The organism is Sphingomonas sp. S1-29, assembly GCF_026167545.1.
In the GTDB taxonomy this organism is placed as follows: domain Bacteria; phylum Pseudomonadota; class Alphaproteobacteria; order Sphingomonadales; family Sphingomonadaceae; genus Sphingomonas.
Window position 1 is genome coordinate 685,649 of the sequence record NZ_CP110678.1, and the last position, 16,565, is coordinate 702,213.

The 16,565-nt window shown below is 65.9% G+C and carries 17 protein-coding genes; 10 read left to right on the forward strand and 7 right to left on the reverse strand.

The window, feature by feature from the left end; translation table 11 throughout:
* Window positions 1-285 precede the first annotated feature (285 nt).
* The 3 genes from OKW76_RS03205 to smpB all read right to left on the reverse strand — a co-directional run bounded on the left by OKW76_RS03205 (window position 286) and on the right by smpB (window position 3,478).
* Window positions 286-2,349, reverse strand: coding sequence for a M13 family metallopeptidase (locus tag OKW76_RS03205; protein ID WP_265551082.1), 2,064 nt, complete (start codon window positions 2,347-2,349; stop codon window positions 286-288).
* 69 nt (window positions 2,350-2,418) lie between these two features.
* Window positions 2,419-2,994, reverse strand: coding sequence for a DUF2062 domain-containing protein (locus tag OKW76_RS03210; RefSeq protein WP_265551085.1), 576 nt, complete (start codon window positions 2,992-2,994; stop codon window positions 2,419-2,421).
* Window position 2,995: 1 nt separating this feature from the next.
* On the reverse strand, window positions 2,996-3,478 hold the full coding sequence (gene smpB, locus OKW76_RS03215; protein WP_265551088.1) for an SsrA-binding protein SmpB: 483 nt from the start codon (window positions 3,476-3,478) through the stop codon (window positions 2,996-2,998).
* Window positions 3,479-3,702: 224 nt separating this feature from the next.
* Between smpB and OKW76_RS03220 the strand changes: the two genes are divergently transcribed.
* On the forward strand, window positions 3,703-4,236 hold the full coding sequence (locus OKW76_RS03220) for a fasciclin domain-containing protein (RefSeq protein ID WP_416221856.1): 534 nt from the start codon (window positions 3,703-3,705) through the stop codon (window positions 4,234-4,236).
* A 150-nt stretch (window positions 4,237-4,386) separates the two neighbouring features.
* Here the strand turns inward: OKW76_RS03220 and dapA are convergent, their stop codons facing one another.
* Window positions 4,387-5,268 carry a 4-hydroxy-tetrahydrodipicolinate synthase gene (gene dapA, locus OKW76_RS03225; protein ID WP_265551090.1) on the reverse strand — a complete coding sequence of 294 codons (882 nt, stop codon included), beginning with the start codon at window positions 5,266-5,268 and terminating at the stop codon, window positions 4,387-4,389.
* A 69-nt stretch (window positions 5,269-5,337) separates the two neighbouring features.
* Here dapA and OKW76_RS03230 point away from each other — a divergent pair, with 69 nt between their 5' ends.
* The 5 genes from OKW76_RS03230 (at window position 5,338) to OKW76_RS03250 (ending at window position 9,703) form a co-directional block, all read left to right on the forward strand.
* Window positions 5,338-7,395, forward strand: a complete 2,058-nt coding sequence (locus OKW76_RS03230) for a lytic transglycosylase domain-containing protein (RefSeq protein WP_265551092.1) — start codon at window positions 5,338-5,340, stop codon at window positions 7,393-7,395.
* Between the two features lie 109 nt (window positions 7,396-7,504).
* Window positions 7,505-8,014, forward strand: coding sequence for a transcription elongation factor GreB (gene greB / locus OKW76_RS03235; protein ID WP_265551093.1), 510 nt, complete (start codon window positions 7,505-7,507; stop codon window positions 8,012-8,014).
* Window positions 8,015-8,055: 41 nt separating this feature from the next.
* On the forward strand, window positions 8,056-8,793 hold the full coding sequence (locus tag OKW76_RS03240; protein WP_265551095.1) for an NYN domain-containing protein: 738 nt from the start codon (window positions 8,056-8,058) through the stop codon (window positions 8,791-8,793).
* Window positions 8,790-9,071: an acylphosphatase gene (locus OKW76_RS03245; protein WP_319937620.1), complete on the forward strand. Its 282-nt coding sequence runs from the start codon at window positions 8,790-8,792 to the stop codon at window positions 9,069-9,071. The genes OKW76_RS03240 and OKW76_RS03245 overlap by 4 nt, the downstream gene beginning before the upstream one ends.
* A 59-nt stretch (window positions 9,072-9,130) precedes the next feature.
* Window positions 9,131-9,703, forward strand: a complete 573-nt coding sequence (locus tag OKW76_RS03250) for a Uma2 family endonuclease (RefSeq protein WP_265551096.1) — start codon at window positions 9,131-9,133, stop codon at window positions 9,701-9,703.
* Here the strand turns inward: OKW76_RS03250 and OKW76_RS03255 are convergent.
* Both OKW76_RS03255 and ettA read right to left on the reverse strand, forming a co-directional pair.
* The gene (locus OKW76_RS03255; RefSeq protein WP_265551097.1) at window positions 9,698-10,891 is read right to left on the reverse strand and encodes a sensor histidine kinase; all 1,194 of its coding nucleotides are present in this window, start codon (window positions 10,889-10,891) and stop codon (window positions 9,698-9,700) included. The two genes, OKW76_RS03250 and OKW76_RS03255, sit on opposite strands and share 6 nt — an antisense overlap.
* A gap of 4 nt (window positions 10,892-10,895) precedes the next feature.
* Window positions 10,896-12,575 carry an energy-dependent translational throttle protein EttA gene (gene ettA / locus OKW76_RS03260; protein ID WP_131601405.1) on the reverse strand — a complete coding sequence of 560 codons (1,680 nt, stop codon included), beginning with the start codon at window positions 12,573-12,575 and terminating at the stop codon, window positions 10,896-10,898.
* A gap of 108 nt (window positions 12,576-12,683) precedes the next feature.
* On the opposite strand from ettA, the gene OKW76_RS03265 reads away from it, so the two are divergent.
* The 4 genes from OKW76_RS03265 to OKW76_RS03280 are packed head-to-tail and all read left to right on the forward strand — an operon-like array spanning window position 12,684 to window position 14,901.
* Window positions 12,684-12,947: a hypothetical protein gene (locus OKW76_RS03265; RefSeq protein ID WP_256507212.1), complete on the forward strand. Its 264-nt coding sequence runs from the start codon at window positions 12,684-12,686 to the stop codon at window positions 12,945-12,947.
* Complete coding sequence (locus OKW76_RS03270) at window positions 12,944-13,123, forward strand: hypothetical protein (protein ID WP_265551099.1); 180 nt, start codon at window positions 12,944-12,946, stop codon at window positions 13,121-13,123. Before OKW76_RS03265 ends, OKW76_RS03270 begins: the two co-directional genes overlap by 4 nt.
* Window positions 13,116-14,498, forward strand: coding sequence for a M28 family peptidase (locus OKW76_RS03275; protein ID WP_265551101.1), 1,383 nt, complete (start codon window positions 13,116-13,118; stop codon window positions 14,496-14,498). The genes OKW76_RS03270 and OKW76_RS03275 overlap by 8 nt, the downstream gene beginning before the upstream one ends.
* A 28-nt stretch (window positions 14,499-14,526) precedes the next feature.
* Window positions 14,527-14,901 (forward strand): hypothetical protein, encoded by a 375-nt coding sequence (locus tag OKW76_RS03280; protein ID WP_256507209.1) that lies wholly within the window; start codon window positions 14,527-14,529, stop codon window positions 14,899-14,901.
* 213 nt (window positions 14,902-15,114) lie between these two features.
* Here the strand turns inward: OKW76_RS03280 and OKW76_RS03285 are convergent, their stop codons facing one another.
* Window positions 15,115-16,560, reverse strand: a complete 1,446-nt coding sequence (locus tag OKW76_RS03285; RefSeq protein ID WP_265551103.1) for a glucoamylase family protein — start codon at window positions 16,558-16,560, stop codon at window positions 15,115-15,117.
* Between the last annotated feature and the right edge of the window lie 5 nt (window positions 16,561-16,565).

The following is a 16,565-nucleotide window of genomic DNA, read 5'->3' on the forward strand; positions in this document are numbered from 1 at the left end:
GTCAAGCACAGCGGGGGCGACGCGAGGTGGTTGGTGCGTTTCCCGCCTTAGTGTGATCAAACGTCACTTTCGCGCGACCCAAGGTCTCCGGTCGAGGAGTGGCCCGCCCGCCACCCCCCAAACCCCCGTCACTCCAGCGAAAGCTGGAGTCTCCCTGCTGGCGAACGATCCACCTGCCACGCAGAGACCCAAGCTTTCGCTGGGGTGACGTCGCCGGGTAGGGATGGCGGCACCGGCGCGCTACGCAGGTCGGTCGGGGGCGCTTCGAAGACGCCCCCACCCCCATCACCAGATCGAGATACGATCCTTCGGCGCCAGATACAGCTGCGCCCCTGGCTTCACGTCATACGCCGCATACCAGGGATCGAGGTTGCGCACGACCGCGACGCGCTGTTCCGAGGGCGAATGCGGATCGGTCAGCAAGCGGCGGCGAAGCTCGGCGTCGCGATAGTTGCGGCGCCACAATTGCGCCCAGCCGAGATGGAAGCGCTGGTCGCCGGTGAAGCCCTCAATCACCGGTGCAGGCTTGCCGCCAAGCGATGCCTGATAGGCGTCATAGGCCATGGTGAGGCCTGCCAGATCGGCGATGTTCTCGCCGAGGGTCAGTTCGCCGTTCACCTTGACGCCGGGCATGCCTTCATAGGCCGCATATTGCGCGACCACCGCCTGCGAACGCTGCTTGAAGCGCGCGACGTCCTGCGGCGTCCACCAGGTCGTCAGCCGGCCCTCAAGGTCGTATTTCGACCCCTGATCGTCGAAGTGATGGCTGAGTTCATGCCCGATCACCGCGCCGATGCCGCCATAATTGACCGCGGGATCGGCATTGGGATCGAAGAAAGGCGGCTGGAGGATCGCGGCGGGGAAGACGATCTCGACCATGCCGAAATTGGCATAGGCGTTCACCGTCATCGGGGTCATGCCCCATTCCCATTTGCGGATCGGCTGGCCGAGCTTCGAGATATTGTCCTGATACGCCCAGTGATTGGCGCGCAGCGCGTTGCCGAACGCGTCGCCCGAACGGATGTCGAGCGACGAATAATCACGCCACTGATCGGGATAGCCGATCTTGGGGGTGAAGGCGGCGAGCTTGGCCTTGGCCTTCACCTTGGTCGCGGGGTCCATCCAGTCGAGCTTGTCGATCCGCTTGTCGAACGCGACGATCACGTTCTTGACGAGCTCGTCGGCCGCCGCCTTGGTCGAGGCGGGGAAGTGGCGGTCGACATAGAGCTTGCTGACCTCGTCCGACAGCGCGCGGTTGGTGAAGTTCACCGCGCGTTTCCAGCGCGGCTCCTGCTCGGGGGTGCCGGCGAGCGTGGTGCCGGTGAAGGCGAAGACGGTGCGGTCGATTTCGCTCGGCAGGCTGCCCGAGAAATTCTCGAGCGAGCGGACGATCAGCTGGTCCTGCAGCACCTGGATCGGGGTCGCGGCGATCAGCTTGGCGGTACCCGCGATCGCGCTCGGCTGCGCGACGATCAGCGTATCGACCGGGGTGCCCGCGGCCTGCAGATAGCGCGCGAAGTCGAAGCCCGGCGCGGTGCGCGCCAGATCGGCAAGGCTGGTCTTGTTGTAGGTCTTCTCGCTGTCGCGGCTTTCGGTGCGCGTCCAGTGGACCCGCGCGATGCCGGTTTCGAACGCCAGGATCGCGGCGGCGCGCTGGGCCGGGTTCGCTTCGCCCGCCAGCGTCAGCAGCTTGGTGAGGTAGGCGAGATAGGCGGCGCGCGTCTCGACCTGCTTGGCGTCGGCCGAGAGATAATAATCGCGATCGGGCATGCCGAGCCCCGACTGGCCCATATTGACCGCGTAGCTGGTCGGGTTCTTGTCGTCGATGCCGACATAGGTGCCGATCGGGCCGTCGACGCCGTTGCGCTGCGCCTCGGCTACCAGCGCGGCATAGCCCGGCTTGTCGCGGACGGTCTTGATCTTGGTGAGCCAGGGCTGGATCGGCGCCAAGCCCTTGGCGTCGATCGCCGCCTGGTCGAGATAGGTCGCATAGGCGGTGCCGATCTTCGATCCGGCGATGCCCTTCTGCTCCTCGAGGATCGCGCGGGTCTGTTCGCGCGCCTGGTCGTCGAGGACGTTGAACAGGCCATAGTTCGATTTATCGGCGGGGATCGGCGTGGCCTTGCCCCAGCCGCCATTGGCATATTCGTAGAAATCGTCGCCGGGCGCCACCGACTGGTCCATTCCGGCGGCATCGAAGCCGAACGCGCCGTAGCGCGGCGCGGCGGCCGGTTGCGCGGCAGGCGACTGCGCTGCGGCGGTGTCGGGTGCGGAAGCGGTGGTGGTGGCACAACCGGCAAGGGTGGCGGCGCCCGCGAGCAATGCTGCGGACAGGGCGGTGATACGCATGGACAACCTCTAGATTATGGCGTTGCGATGCGTCTTACGCCGCTGACACGGCGCGTCAACGCAGGCGGCTCACTCGTGGTGATGGCGAATATGGCGGATCTTCCACTTGGCGGCGACGCGCAGTCGCCAGAACAGCAAAGCGCCCCAATAGCCGAGCAAAGCCGACACCGCCGAAATCACGAACAGCCCCAGCACTAGCGCGGGCGCGGCTTCGGAGAACAGCCACGCGGCCCATTCGGCGATGCCGGCGTGCGCGTTCACCAATGCCATGAACCCCGAGGCGTCGGCGCTGCGCCCGAGCAGGAAATTGCCCAGCCAAAGCGAGGCGTAGAGAATGAAGGGCGTGGTGGCGGGGTTGCTGAGGAAGGTCATCGCCACCGCGACGGGCACATTGGCGCGGAACGGCAGCGCGAGCAGCGCAGCCCCCGCCATCTGGATGCCGGGGATCATCAGGAAGATGCCGACGAACAGTCCGAGCGCAGTGCCGCTGGGCACCGAACGGCGGGTGAAGCGCCACAGTTCGGGGGCAAGCACCCGGTGCGCTACCGGCCGTAGGAAGCGATTCGATTCGAGCTGTTCGCGCGTCGGGACGTTCGCCGCGATGGTCCGGGCCAGCCAGTCCTTGTCGCCCTGCTTGCGCGCCACCTTAGCCGCGGTCGCGCAAGATGCGTTGCTGGTCGCGCTTCCAGTCGCGATCCTTGATCGTTTCGCGCTTGTCGTGGGTCTTCTTGCCCTTGGCGAGCGCCAGCTCGACCTTGGCGCGGCCCTGCGCGTTGAAATAGACGCTGAGCGGCACCAGCGTCATCCCCTCGCGGGCGACCGCGCCGTGGAGCTTGTTGATCTGGCGCTCCTTCAGCAGCAATTTGCGCGGGCGCTTGGGCTCGTGGTTGAAGCGGTTGCCGTGGCTAAACTCGGGGATGTTGGCGTTGACCAGCCAGATCTCGTCGCCCTTCACCTCGGCATAGGCTTCGGCGATCGTGCCCTCACCGCCGCGCAGCGCCTTGACCTCGGTACCGGTCAGCGCGATGCCTGCCTCGTACACGTCGTCGATGAAATATTCGAAGCGTGCGCGCCGGTTCTCGGCGACGGTCTTCACTTTGTCGAATTCGATGGGACGGGGGCGGGCCATGGGATGCGGGACATAGGCGCTGTGCGGGGCAAACGAAAGGGACCGTGCGCGACCGACACGGGATTTGGCCCATATGACCGATCGGCCCCGTCCCCAGCCCCCGGCGACCGCGTATCTTGATGGCAGCCCGATCGACGGGCGACGCCAGGAGATATTCTATGCTGCGGACCTTCAAGACGATGCTGCTGACCGCGACGATGCTGGTCGGCGCGAGCGCCTGCGCGATGCCCGAGGGCACCGCGCCGATGGCGGCGGGCGAAACCAGCGCGCAGGAAACCGCCAACCCGATGGTGGGCGGCGCGGCGATGTACGCCAACAAGACGATCGTCGAGAACGCAGTGAACTCGCCCGACCACACCACGCTGGTCGCAGCGGTTAAGGCGGCCGGGCTGGTCGATACGCTAAGCGGCCCCGGTCCCTTCACGGTGTTCGCACCGACCAACGCCGCCTTCGCCAAGCTGCCCGCGGGCACCGTCGAAACCCTGGTGAAGCCCGAGAACAAGGCGACGCTGACCAGCATCCTGACCTATCACGTCGTCTCGGGTGCGGTCTCGGCGGCCGATGTCGCGGCGCTCGTGGCAGCCGGCGGCGGCAGCGCCACGGTTCCGACGGTCCAGGGTGGATCGCTCACCTTCCGCCAGGCAGGCAGCGGCTACACCGTGACCGACACCAAGGGCGGCACCGCGAACATCACGATCGCCGATGTCCGCCAGTCGAACGGGATGATCCATGTGGTGGATGGCGTGTTGATGCCATGATGTAGCGGCCTTCTCCCCCCTCCCTGAAAGGGAGGGGCCGGGGGTGGGTCGGGTGCTCGCGATACGGTTGCGACGAAGTGCGCGGAAGCAGTACCCCCGGACCCTACCCACCCCCAACCCCTCCCTTCCAGGGAGGGGAGTAGTTTGCGCTTACACCAGCCCCGCATGCTCCAACGCGGCATCGACCAGCGCCTTCGACGCATCGCACGGCGGCGTCATCGGCAGGCGCAGCTCGTCGGGGAATCCAGCGCGCACCTTCGACAGCGCATATTTCACCGGCCCGGGCGACGCATCGCTGAACAGCGCCGAATGCAGCGGGAACAGCCGGTCCTGCAGCGCCAACGCGGCCGTATAATCGCCCGCCCTGCACGCCGCCTGGAAATCGGCGCACAAGCGCGGCGCGACATTGGCGGTGACCGAGATACACCCTGCCCCGCCCATCGCCATGAAGGCGAGCGCGGTGTCGTCATTGCCCGACAGCTGGACGAAGCCCTCGCCGCAGGCAGCGCGCTGCATCGATACGCGCGCGAGCACCCCGGTCGCGTCCTTCACGCCGACGATAACCTCGGGAAACGCCGCGACGATCCGCGCCATCGTTTCGACCTGGATGTCGGTGACGGTACGCGCGGGGACGTTGTACAGCACGATCGGCAGCCCGCCCTCGCGCGCCAATTTCTCGAAATGCCGAAACACGCCTTCCTGATTGGGGCGGTTGTAATAAGGCGGCACCAGCAACGCCGCCGCCGCGCCCGCCGCCTTGGCGGCGCGCATATGTTCGAGCGCGACCGAGGTGTCGTTCGATCCGCAACCGGCGATCACCGGCACGCGACCCGCCGCCTGGTCGATGCACACCGACAGCACATAATTATGCTCGTCGATCGACATCGTCGCGGCTTCGCCGGTGGTGCCGCAGGGGACGAGGCCCGATGAACCCTGCGCGATCTGCCAGTCGATCAGCGCGCGATATTGCGGCTCGTCGAAGCGGCCAGAGAGGAACGGCGTGGCGAGCGCCGGGATGGAACCGGAAAACATGGAATGAAACTGCCGATCAGAGGTAATTCGGGGGCGACAGATAGGTCGCAGTGGCATAGTCTGTCCAGCATGCTAGGGTCGTATTCCAAGCTCGCATTGGTCATCGCCGGTGTTTCGGGCGTCGCCGTTTCTGCTCACTCGCTCGCGCAACAGGCGCGAACGGCGCCACAAAGTGCGCCCAGCTGGCCGCCGCGGGGTATGGCGACTCAGCCCTTGCCGCAGCAGGCCAGCCCGATGGTGCAGCCGCTGCCCGCTTATGCCAGCGACCCGCTCACCCGCGACATCAACGAATGGAAGCGGCTGCAGCAGTCGGACAATTATAGTTTCGCCGAATATGCCAATTTCCTGCTCGCGCATCCGGGCTGGCCGGGCGAGGTCAGCCGGCGTTCGGCGGCCGAGACCGTGCTCGACAGCGGTGCGACCAACGCCCCGCTGGTGGTGCGCTTCTTCGGGCGCTTTCCGCCGCTGACCGCGGCGGGCCACACCCGCCACGCCGAAGCGCTGATGGCGAGCGGCCAGCGTACCCAGGCGCAGGCAGCGGCGCGTGCCGCATGGCGCAAGGGATCGCTGCGGAACGCCGACGAGGCCCGGTTGCTCGGTGGTTTCCCCGGCGCGATCGGGCCTGCCGATCACGACGCGCGGATGGATGCGCTGCTGTGGCAGGGTGCGACGAGTGCGGCCGACCGCCAATTGGCGTTGGTATCGCCCGGCAAGCGCGCGCTGTTCGCCGCGCGCCTCGCGTTCCGCAAGCGCTCGCCCGAGGCGGCGACCTTCGCCGCACAAGCGAGCGAGAGCGACCGGCAAGACCCGGGCTATATCGCCGATCGCGCGACCTGGCTGCGCGCCAGCAACCAGTCGCCCGCCGCGCGCGCCTATCTGGCACAACCGCGCCGACTGTCGGCGCTGCCCAGCCGGGTCGAGGATTGGTACGAGGTGCTGCTCCAGCAGGCACAGGGCGCCGCCGCCGATCGCCAGTACAGCACCGCCTATGACATCGCGCGCCAGATCGACGACGCCTATCCGGCGGGCACCGATGTTTCGACGCGCCCCTATGGCGAGCGCGACGATTATACCAGCCTGGCATGGCTGGCGGGGCAAACCGCGATGCGCCGGCTCAATCGGCCGCGCGATGCGATCGGGATGTACGAACGCTATGGCATGGCGTCGCAGACCCCGCAGACGCGATCGAAGGGGATGTATTGGGCGGGCCGCGCTGCCGAGGCGGCGGGCGACCGCACCGCGGCGCAGGGTTTTTACCAGCGCGCGGCGGTATTCCCCGACCTCTATTACGGGCAATTGTCGCTCGAGCGGATGGGGCAGCCGATCCGCCGGCTTCCCGCGCCACCGACCGTGGCTTCGGTCGATCCCGCGGTGCGCGCGGCGTTCCAGAGCCGCGAAGTGGTGCGCGCGGCGCGCTCGCTCGGGCAGATGAACCGTCCTGCCGATCAGGGGCTGTTCCTTCGCCAGATCGCCGCCGACGCCACCAGCGCCGAGGACCATATCCTCGCTGCCGATCTCGGCCAGTCGATCGGGCGCCCCGATCTCGGCGTGATGGTGGGGCGCAGCGCTTCGACCAACGGCCACTACACCCAGGCGGCGTTCGGCTTCCCCAGCGTCGCGGTGCCGGGGTCGCAGGCGTCGAACTGGACGATGATCCACGCGATCGCACGCCAGGAAAGCCAGTTCGACCGCGCGGCGGTCAGCCGTGTCGGCGCGCGCGGGCTGATGCAGTTGATGCCCGCCACCGCGCGCGAGCAATCGGGCAAGATCGGACTCGGCTATGACGCCGGCGCGCTGACCAGCGATCCGAGCTACAATATCCAGCTCGGCTCGACCTATTTCCAGCGGATGCTCAGCTATTATGGCGGCAGCTATCCGCTGGCGATCGCGGCGTACAATGCAGGCGCTGGCAATGTGAACAAATGGCTCCGCGCCAATGGCGATCCGCGTACGGGCGCGGTCGACTGGCTCGATTGGGTCGAGGACATTCCGTATTTCGAGACCAAGAACTACGTTCAGCGCGTGCTCGAAAATGCCGTGGTGTACGACCTGATGCACCCCGACAAAGCGCGGTCGCGCGGGCCGACCAACCTGTCCTGGTATATGGGCAAGAAGACGCCGGGCTGAACCACGCCATCGCCGTCACCCCAGCGAAAGCTGGGGTCTCGGGCGGCCGGCACGCTACGGTCGCCAAAGACCCCAGCCTTCGCTGGGGTGACGGATCTGGGTAGAGTGCATGATGGATCGCCCCAACTACATCACCCCTGCAGGCTATTCGGCGCTGATGGCCGAATATGACGCGCTGCTCAGCGGCGAACGGCCCAAGCTCGTCGAGGTCATCTCCTGGGCGGCGGGCAATGGCGACCGCTCGGAAAACGGCGATTATATCTATGGCCGCAAACGGCTGCGCGAGATCGACCGGCGGCTGGGTTTCCTGTCGCGGCGGATGAAGGCGGCGAAGGTGGTCGATCCCGCGCGCCAGCCCGATCGCGACCGCGTGTGGTTCGGCGCGACGGTGACGCTCGCCGACGAAGACGATGCCGAGCGCGTGCTGACGCTGGTGGGCGACGACGAAACCGATGCCGCCGCTGGGCTGATAGGCTGGAACTCGCCGATCGCCCGCGCGGTCCGCGGCGCGACGCTCGGCGATGTCCGCCGCGTCATGCTCCCGGCGGGCGAGCGCGAATATGAAGTCGTGGCGATCACCTATCCTCCCTGCCCTGCCGATGTTGCCACCGACGCTTAAGAGCATTGGGGTTTCCGATCGGCTGGCCTAAGAACGCGGGCATGACCGACTTTTCAAATGACGCGCCGCCCAGCGGCAATGTCGCGCTGCTCATCGACGCCGACAACGCTTCCTCCGCCACGATCGACCCGGTGCTGACCGTGCTGGCCGAGCTCGGCACCGTCAATGTCCGCCGCGCCTATGGCAATTGGAGCAAGCCCGGGCTCAAGCGCTGGGCCGAGCTGACGATGAAGCACGGGATCGAACCCTATCAGCAGTTCGACATCACCAAGGGCAAGAACGCCACCGACATGCGGATGACGATCGACGCGATGGACCTGCTGTTCCGCGGGCGCGTCACCGGCTTTGGGCTGATGTCGTCAGACAGCGACTTCATGCCGCTGGCGATGCGGATCCGCCAGGAAGGGCTGCCGGTCTATGGCTTCGGCACCCAGCGCGCGCCCGAGGGGTTCCGCGCCGCGTGCAGCCGCTTCATCGACCTCGACCGGCTCGAAAAGGACCGCGCCCAGCAAATCGACACCCCGCTTGCGATGGAAACCACCAAGGGTGCGGTGAGCGACGAGTTGGTGAAGCTGCTGATCGACGCATATAATGCTAGCAAGCGCGATGAGCGGGGATATGCCAGCCTGAACGACGTCGGCCAATTGGCGGGCAATCGTTCGAGCTTCGATACCCGCAATTATGGTTATGCGCGGCTGTCCGACCTGATCGGCGACGTGCCGAACTTCCAGGTCGAGCGGCGCGAAGGCGGCCGCGTGTTTGTAAAACGGGTACGATGATGATGGCGACGCAGCGAGTATATGTTTCGGGCAAGGTCCAGGGCGTTGGCTATCGCGACTATATGGTCCGCAAGGCGCGCGAGCATGGCGTCGTCGGATGGGTCCGCAACACCCGCGACGGCCGGGTAGAGATGCTCGCGTCGGGCGAGGACGACGCGCTGGCGGCGTTCGTCGAGGCTTCGCGCGGCGGGCCGATGCTGTGCCGCGTCGACAATGTCGAGGCGCATCCCGACAGCGAGAAGCCCGCCAAGGGCTTCACCAAGCGGTTCACCGCCTGACCGATCCGAGGCGCGCAGCCGGGGTTCAAGTGCGCGCTACATCGTGATATCCTTACGGCATGAACGAGACGCTTCCGCTCGAGCCAATCACCCGACCGATCGGGTTGCGGATAGAGGATTATCTGCTGCTCGACGGCGCGGGCACGTACGAGGCGGTGGGCAAGACCGAGCTGATCGAGGGGGAAGTCTTCGCGGTGAATTCGGAATATCGCCCGCACACGCGGATCAAGTCTCGGCTGCATTTGCTGATCGCCCGCGGGCTCGAACTGCTCGATAGCGATCTGGAAGCCGCGATCGAGGGATCGGTTGCAATGCCGCCCGCCAACGCGCCGATGCCCGATATCGTCGTCACCAGCGAGATCGAAGGCGACGGGCTGATACCCGTTCCCTCGGTTCGCCTTATCGTCGAGGTCGCCGATGCGTCGCTGCACGGCGACTTGACGCGCAAGGCAGCGATCTATGCGCGGCATGCAGTACCCGAATATTGGGTTGTCGACGTCAATGGCCGGGTCGTTCATCAATTGAGCGCGCCAAGCGGTGACGGCTATATCGAGCGCCGTGCAATCACCTTCGGCAGCGCCATGGAGTCGGTCGCGATCCCGGGTCTCAGGATCGCGACCTCTACCTTATAACGTCCGCGGGTTCGGGAAGCTCAACCGAACGCGCGTCCCCTGATCTTCGAAGTCGGGGGTGAAGGCGATCGTGCCGCCCAGCTGACGCGTCAGGCTGGCGATCATCCGCATGCCGAGGCTCGCGCGCGACTGCGTCTTGATGTCGAAGCCTTCGGGCATGCCCGGACCGTTATCGCTGACCGTCATCGCGATCGCTCCGTCCTCCTCGGCGATACGCACGTCGATGCGGCCGTGCTGCCCCTCGCCGCCGGCATATTTGATCGCGTTGGTGACGAGCTCGGTCAGCATCAGCCCCAATGGGATCGCGGTATCGGCGCTGATCGCAATCGGTTCGGCAGAGCATTCGATCCGGCATTGCGGCGCCTGTTCGCGCAAGCCCGTCACCAGCCCGCTTGCCAGATCGTCGAGCGCGACGATGCCGATCCGGTCACCGCGCCATAATTGGTCATGCGTCTGTGCGATCGCGGTGATCCGCGCCTGCGCATCGCCCAGCAGTCGGACGATACGCGGATCGTCATCCTCCTGCATCTGCAGGTTGAGCATCGCCGACACCAGAGCAAGGCTGTTCTTCACGCGGTGGCTAGCTTCGCGCACCAGCAGCTCCTGATGCTCGAGCGCGGCGTTGAGCCGGCCTTCGGCATGCTGGCGCTCGATCGCGACGCCGATGAGGTTGGCGAAGCCCTGCATGAAGGCGAGGTCGTCCTCGTCGAACTTGCCCTCCTGCGTGCTGTCGACCTCGATCACGCCATAGCGGTTGGCGTCGGCCTCGACGAGCACGTTGATCGCGCGCTTGATGCCATGCTCGGCCATGATCGCGGGGGTGCGGAAGCGCTCTTCATCGTCGAGATGGTTCGAGATGACGGGCTCACCGATCTTGTAGGCGAAGCCCGCGGGCGACCCGAGATCGGCATAGAGATAGGCGGTGCCGACGATGCCAGGCGCCCAGCCCACGCCCGAGCGCACCAGCATCCGCCCCTGTTCATCGGGCGCTTCGAGATATTTGCAGAAGCCGGCGTTCATGCCTGCAGCGCACAATTCGGTCGCGCGCTGCAACAGCTCATCGAGGTCGCGCGACCGCAGCGCGTCCATCCCGAACCTAGCGAGGATGCGCTGCTGCCCCAGGCGATAGTCGATCTCACCCTGCGGGCGCGGGCCTGGATCTGCTGACGCTTCCTCTACCACGGCCATTCGCTCAGCGAGTCAGTTTCTTGTACGCCAGCCGCGTCGGGCGGTCGGCGGCGTCGCCCATGCGGCGGCGCTTGTCTTCCTCGTAGCTGTCGTAATTGCCTTCGAACCATTCGACATGGCTGTCGCCTTCGAACGCCAGGATGTGCGTGCACAGCCGATCGAGGAAGAAGCGGTCATGGCTGATGACCACCGCACAACCCGCGAAGGTTTCGAGCGCTTCCTCGAGCGCGCGTAGCGTCTCGACGTCGAGATCGTTGGTCGGTTCGTCGAGCAGCAGGACGTTGCCACCCTCCTTCAGCATCTTGGCGATATGCACGCGATTGCGCTCACCGCCCGAAAGCTGGCCGACCTTCTTCTGCTGGTCCTGGCCCTTGAAATTGAACGCGCCGACATAAGCGCGCGTGCCAAGCTCCTGCTTGCCGAAGCGGAAGACTTCGAGCTTGTCGGAGATCTCCTCCCACACATTGTTCGCCGGGTTCAGCGCATCGCGCGACTGATCGACATAGCCGAGCTTCACCGTCTGGCCGATGTCGATCTTGCCCTCGTCGGGCTGTTCCTGGCCGGTGATGAGCTTGAACAAGGTCGACTTGCCCGCACCGTTGGGACCGATCACGCCGACGATGCCGCCCGGCGGCAGGCTGAAGGTCAGGTTCTCGAACAGCAACTTGTCGCCATAGGATTTGGTCAGCCCCTCGGCCTCGATCACCTTGCCGCCCAGGCGCTCGGGGATCTGGATGAGGATCTGCGCCTTGCCGACCGCGCGGTTCTCCTGGCTCTTGACCAGATCGTCGAACGCCCGGATTCGCGCCTTCGACTTGGTCTGGCGTGCCTTGGGGGTCTGGCGCATCCAGGCGAGCTCGTCGGCGATCGCCTTCTGCTTGCCCTGCTCCTCGCGCTCTTCCTGCTCGAGTCGCTTGACCTTCTTTTCGAGATAGCCCGAATAATTGCTTTCGTAGGTATAGTAACGCCCGCGATCGAGCTCGAGCACCCAATTCACGACGTTGTCGAGGAAGTAGCGGTCATGCGTCACGAGGATGACGTTGCCGGTATATTCCTTGAGATAATTTTCGAGCCACGCGACGCTTTCGGCATCGAGATGGTTGGTCGGCTCGTCGAGCAGCAGGATTTGCGGTTTTTCGAGCAGCAGCTTGCAGAGCGCCACCCGGCGCTTCTCGCCGCCCGACAGGTTGCTGACATCGGCATCGCCCGGCGGGCAGCGCAATGCCTCCATCGCGATCTCGAGCTGGTTGTCGAGCGTCCAGCCATCGACCGCGTCGATCTTTTCCTGCAGCTCGCCCATCTCGGTCATCAGCGCGTCGAAATCGGCATCCTCGGGCGGATCGCCCATGATGTTCGAAATCTCGTTGAAGCGATCGACCAGGTCGGCGACCGGGCGCACGCCATCCTTGACGTTGCCCATGACGTCCTTGCTCGGATCGAGCTGCGGCTCCTGCGCGAGATAGCCGACCTTGATCCCCTCGGCGGCCCAGGCTTCGCCGGTGAATTCGGTGTCCATCCCCGCCATGACCTTCATCAACGTCGACTTGCCGGCACCGTTGGGGCCGATGATCGCGATCTTGGCGTCGGGCAGGAATTGCAGGCTGATATTGTTGAGGACGGGCTTGTTGGCGCCGGGAAAGGTCTTGGTCAGGCCTTTCATGACGAAGCTGTATTGGACGGCCACGAGCGAGGTCTCCGCTAAACGGAATTGCGATGAAGGGAATTTCGTGGCCGGGACATAGCGATGCGGCGGCGCATTGGCAAACGAACCGATGCGCGATAGCATCGCGGCATGGAACGCTATGAGGTCGATGCCGACGCGCGGTTGATCCCGATGCTCGACGCCGTAGCGCGCGGCGAAGCGGTGGTCATCCGACGTGCTGGTCAAGTAGTCGCAACGGTCGAACCGGTGCGCACCGACGCCGATGCCGCCGACGCTCCGTTTTCGCTCGAAGGGCTCAAGCAGCTCGAAGCGTTGCGCGCCATGGTCCGCGGCTCAGGAGTCACCGACGCCGCATTGCTGGTACGCGAGATGCGCGAAGCCGACGAGCATTGATCGCGCTGTTCGATACAAGCGTCATCGTCTGCCTGATCCTCCAGGAAAGCGGTTATCAGCGCGCCGCATCGGCTGCCCGATCGTTTCGCTCGACCGAATTCAGCTGCGCGCGGCGCTCGCCTGTGGCGTGGTGCCGCTACACCCCCTTGAAATCGCCAATGCCGGAGAATGACTGAAATGCATCGTTGGATCGCCGCACTCGCCCTTGCGTCCCCGCTTATCCCCGCCACCGCGCAGCAAGTGCCCGACCGGGCCGGCCAGCTCCGCGATGCCGCGCTCGACGATCAGGTCGCCTATGCGATCACCGAGGGGCTCACCACCGAGATCGGGCCGCGGCTGGCGGGGACCGAGGCCGAGGAGCGTGCGCGCGCCTGGGCGCTCCAGCGGCTCACCGCGATGGGATTCAGCAACGTCCGCAACGAACCCTTCCCGCTCAAGACCTGGGTACGCGGCGAAGAGACCGCGGAGATCCTCGCCCCCTTCCCGCAGCCGCTGCGGCTGACCGCGCTCGGCAATTCGGGCGCCACCCCCGCGCGCGGAATCGAGGGCGAGGTCGTGTATTTCGCGAACTATGACGATCTGCTCGCCGCGCCCGACGGATCGCTCAAGGGCAAGATCGCGTTCGTCAGTCATGCGATGACGCGGACGCAGGACGGCTCGCAATATGGCACCTATGGCGTCGTGCGGCGCGCTGGACCGGGCGTAGCCGCCAAGAAGGGCGCGGCAGCGATCCTGATCCGCTCGATCGGCACCGACAGCCACCGCAACCCGCACGCCGGCGGCACCAACTTCCCCGAGGGCGTCACCGCGATCCCCGCGGCTGCGCTGTCGATCCCCGATGCCGAACAGCTCGAGCGGGTGATCCAACGCGGCCAGCCGGTGCGGCTGAAACTGACGCTCACCCCGCGCGCGATCGGCACCCGCGAGTCGGGCAATGTCATCGCCGAAGTGCCCGGCAGCGACCCGGCGGCGGGAATCGTGCTGGTGGCCTGCCACCTCGACAGCTGGGATCTGGCGACCGGCGCGTTCGACGATGCCGCGGGCTGCGGGATCGTCACCGCGGCGGCGAAGCGGATCATGGACGCAGGACAGCCGCGCCGGACGATCCGCATCCTATGGGCCGGCGCCGAGGAAGTCGGCATCTTCGGCGGACGCGCCTATTTCGAGAAGCACAAGGCCGAGCGGCATGTAGCGGCGGCCGAATCCGATTTCGGCGCCGATCGCGTCTGGCGGGTCGATACTAGCTTCGCGCCCGCCGCCAAGCCCGTCGTCGACCGGCTGAAGGCCGCGCTGCTGCCGCTCGGCATCGCTGCCGGCGCGGCGCCCGCCACCGGGGGCGCCGACGTGTCGGCGGTCATCGCCGCGGGAACCCCGGGGATCGACCTGCAACAGGACGGCACGCGCTATTTCGACCTGCACCACACCCCCGACGACACGCTCGACAAGATCGACCCTGTGCAGATGCAGCAAAACGTAGCGGCATGGACCGCGATGCTGGCGGTCGTCGCCGACGCACCCGAGGACATCGGCATGCGAAATGCGGCGAATTGAGGCACTCGGCACCCCCCAAAGCTTGCTGGTGGATGAATTTGACGTTGACCTGCCACGCTGCATCGCTAAATGCGGCATCTTCGTGACGGCATTCGGGCCGGATGCGAAACAGATTATTGCTTGGGAGCAATCGCACATGAAGAAGATGGTTCTTGTCGCTGCTGCCGCCGGCCTGATGTCTCTGGCGGCGTGCAACCAGGGTACCCCTGCTGAGAACGCAGGCGACGCCATGGCGGCCAACCTGGAAATGGAAGCCGACAACATGGAAATGATGGCCGACAACGCCACCACCGAGTCGGAAGCCATGATGCTCGAGAACGCTGCCGACAACCTCGAAGAGGCTGCCGACAACGCTGACGACATGGGCGAGATGGACGGTTCGAACGTCGTCAACGCTATGTAATCGGCTCGGTCGTCGCTTGCGGCGACCGAACAGGTTTTAGGAAAAGGGGCGTCCCATGCGGGGCGCCCCTTTTTCGTTGCGGCAGTAACTCCCCTCCCTGGAAGGGAGGGGTCGGGGGTGGGTCGCGTGCGCGAGATACGCCCGAGCCAGCCGAGCCGCTCGCCGTAGCTCCAGGTGCCTACCCTCCCCCTGCCCCCTACCAGGAAGGGTCACTCAGCCCAGCCACCCCCCGCTAAACCCAGCACGCGCCAGCCCGCGGCGGATGTGCGGATTGCGCTGCATCGTCTTCCACACCAGCCCCGAACGATGGTTCTCGATCATCGCAACGATCGGCCCCTGATCGATCCCCAGATAGTCCTTGTCGACCCAGCCGACGCCGGGCCGAATCGCGCCATGCTTGAGCCGCTCGGGCGGCCGCGCGGTGAGCGTCGGGTTGAAGGAATCGAGGAAGCCATATTTGTCGTATACCCCGGCGCCGTAGCGCGCGTAGATCGCGCTGACCGCGGGTTCGACGATCTCGGGGGCGAAGGGCAGCGAGCCGAGCAACGCGGTCGGCGCCAAGGTGCCGTCGTCGCGTTCTCCCGGCCCCCGTGCGGAGTAGCTGAAGAAGTCGCGCTTGCGCCCGGCGATCGTCATCGGGAAGTCGCCGGGGCCATCGCACGCGGTCAGCCCCCAGCAGTCGGCGCCATAGCCTACCCAGCCGCCCGCGTTCTCGATCGCATAGGCGCGCTGCGCATAGGTCGCGCGGCGGCTATTCTCGAAATAGTCGATCCCCTTGGCCGCGATGTAACCGTCCTGGATGCCGCGAAAATCGACCCAGACATGGCTGTATTGGTGGCCGAACATCGGCGCGAACTGCAGATGCGGCTCGCCCCAGCGATTGCCCCAGCTCGGCTCGAACCGCTCGGTCCATGCCTGCCACGTGCCGTCGGCGAGCGGATGAGTCGGCGATCCCAGCCCCAGGATGTAGAGGATCATCCCCTCATTATAGATATCCCAATCGCTCGGGATGAACCCGCTCTCGGGATGCCAGCCCATCGACACCAACGGCGCGCGCGGCGTTGCCCAGGGCCATTCAATCGCGCTGTAGAGCTGCTCGGCGAGCGCGCGGATCCGCGCCTCGGCGGGATCGTCGGCGCGGTCGAACCAGCTCTGCGCGAACAGCACCCCAGCCATCAGCAGCGCGGTGTCGATCGTCGACAGTTCGGCGCGCGCAAAGCGCAGCCCCTTCGTCACGCCGAGGAAATGATAGAAGAACCCCCGATAGCCGCTGGTGCCCTCCCCCTCGCCCATCGGCGCGGCGGCTAGGAATTCGAGCGTCGCCAGTGTCCGGTCGCGCGCAGCGGCACGCGTTACCCAGCCATGCGTCGCACCGATCGGATAGGCGGTGAGCGCATAGCCGACCGCCGCGATCGACGCGAAGGACGGGGTCGGCCAACGATCGGGCGCCAGCCCCGTCTTGGGATCGGTGGTTTCCCAAAAAAAGCGAAAGGCGCGGCGCTGGATATCGTCGAGCAGCGGATTGACGGGCACATCGGGGTTGGGAAGATTGTCGAGCGCGGTCCAGCCATCGACGGCGATGCGCGGATCGCCAAGACTATCGGCGCGCGGCGCGCAGCCTGCCATGAAGCCACCGAGGCCAAGTCCCGCCGTGGCCATGAATT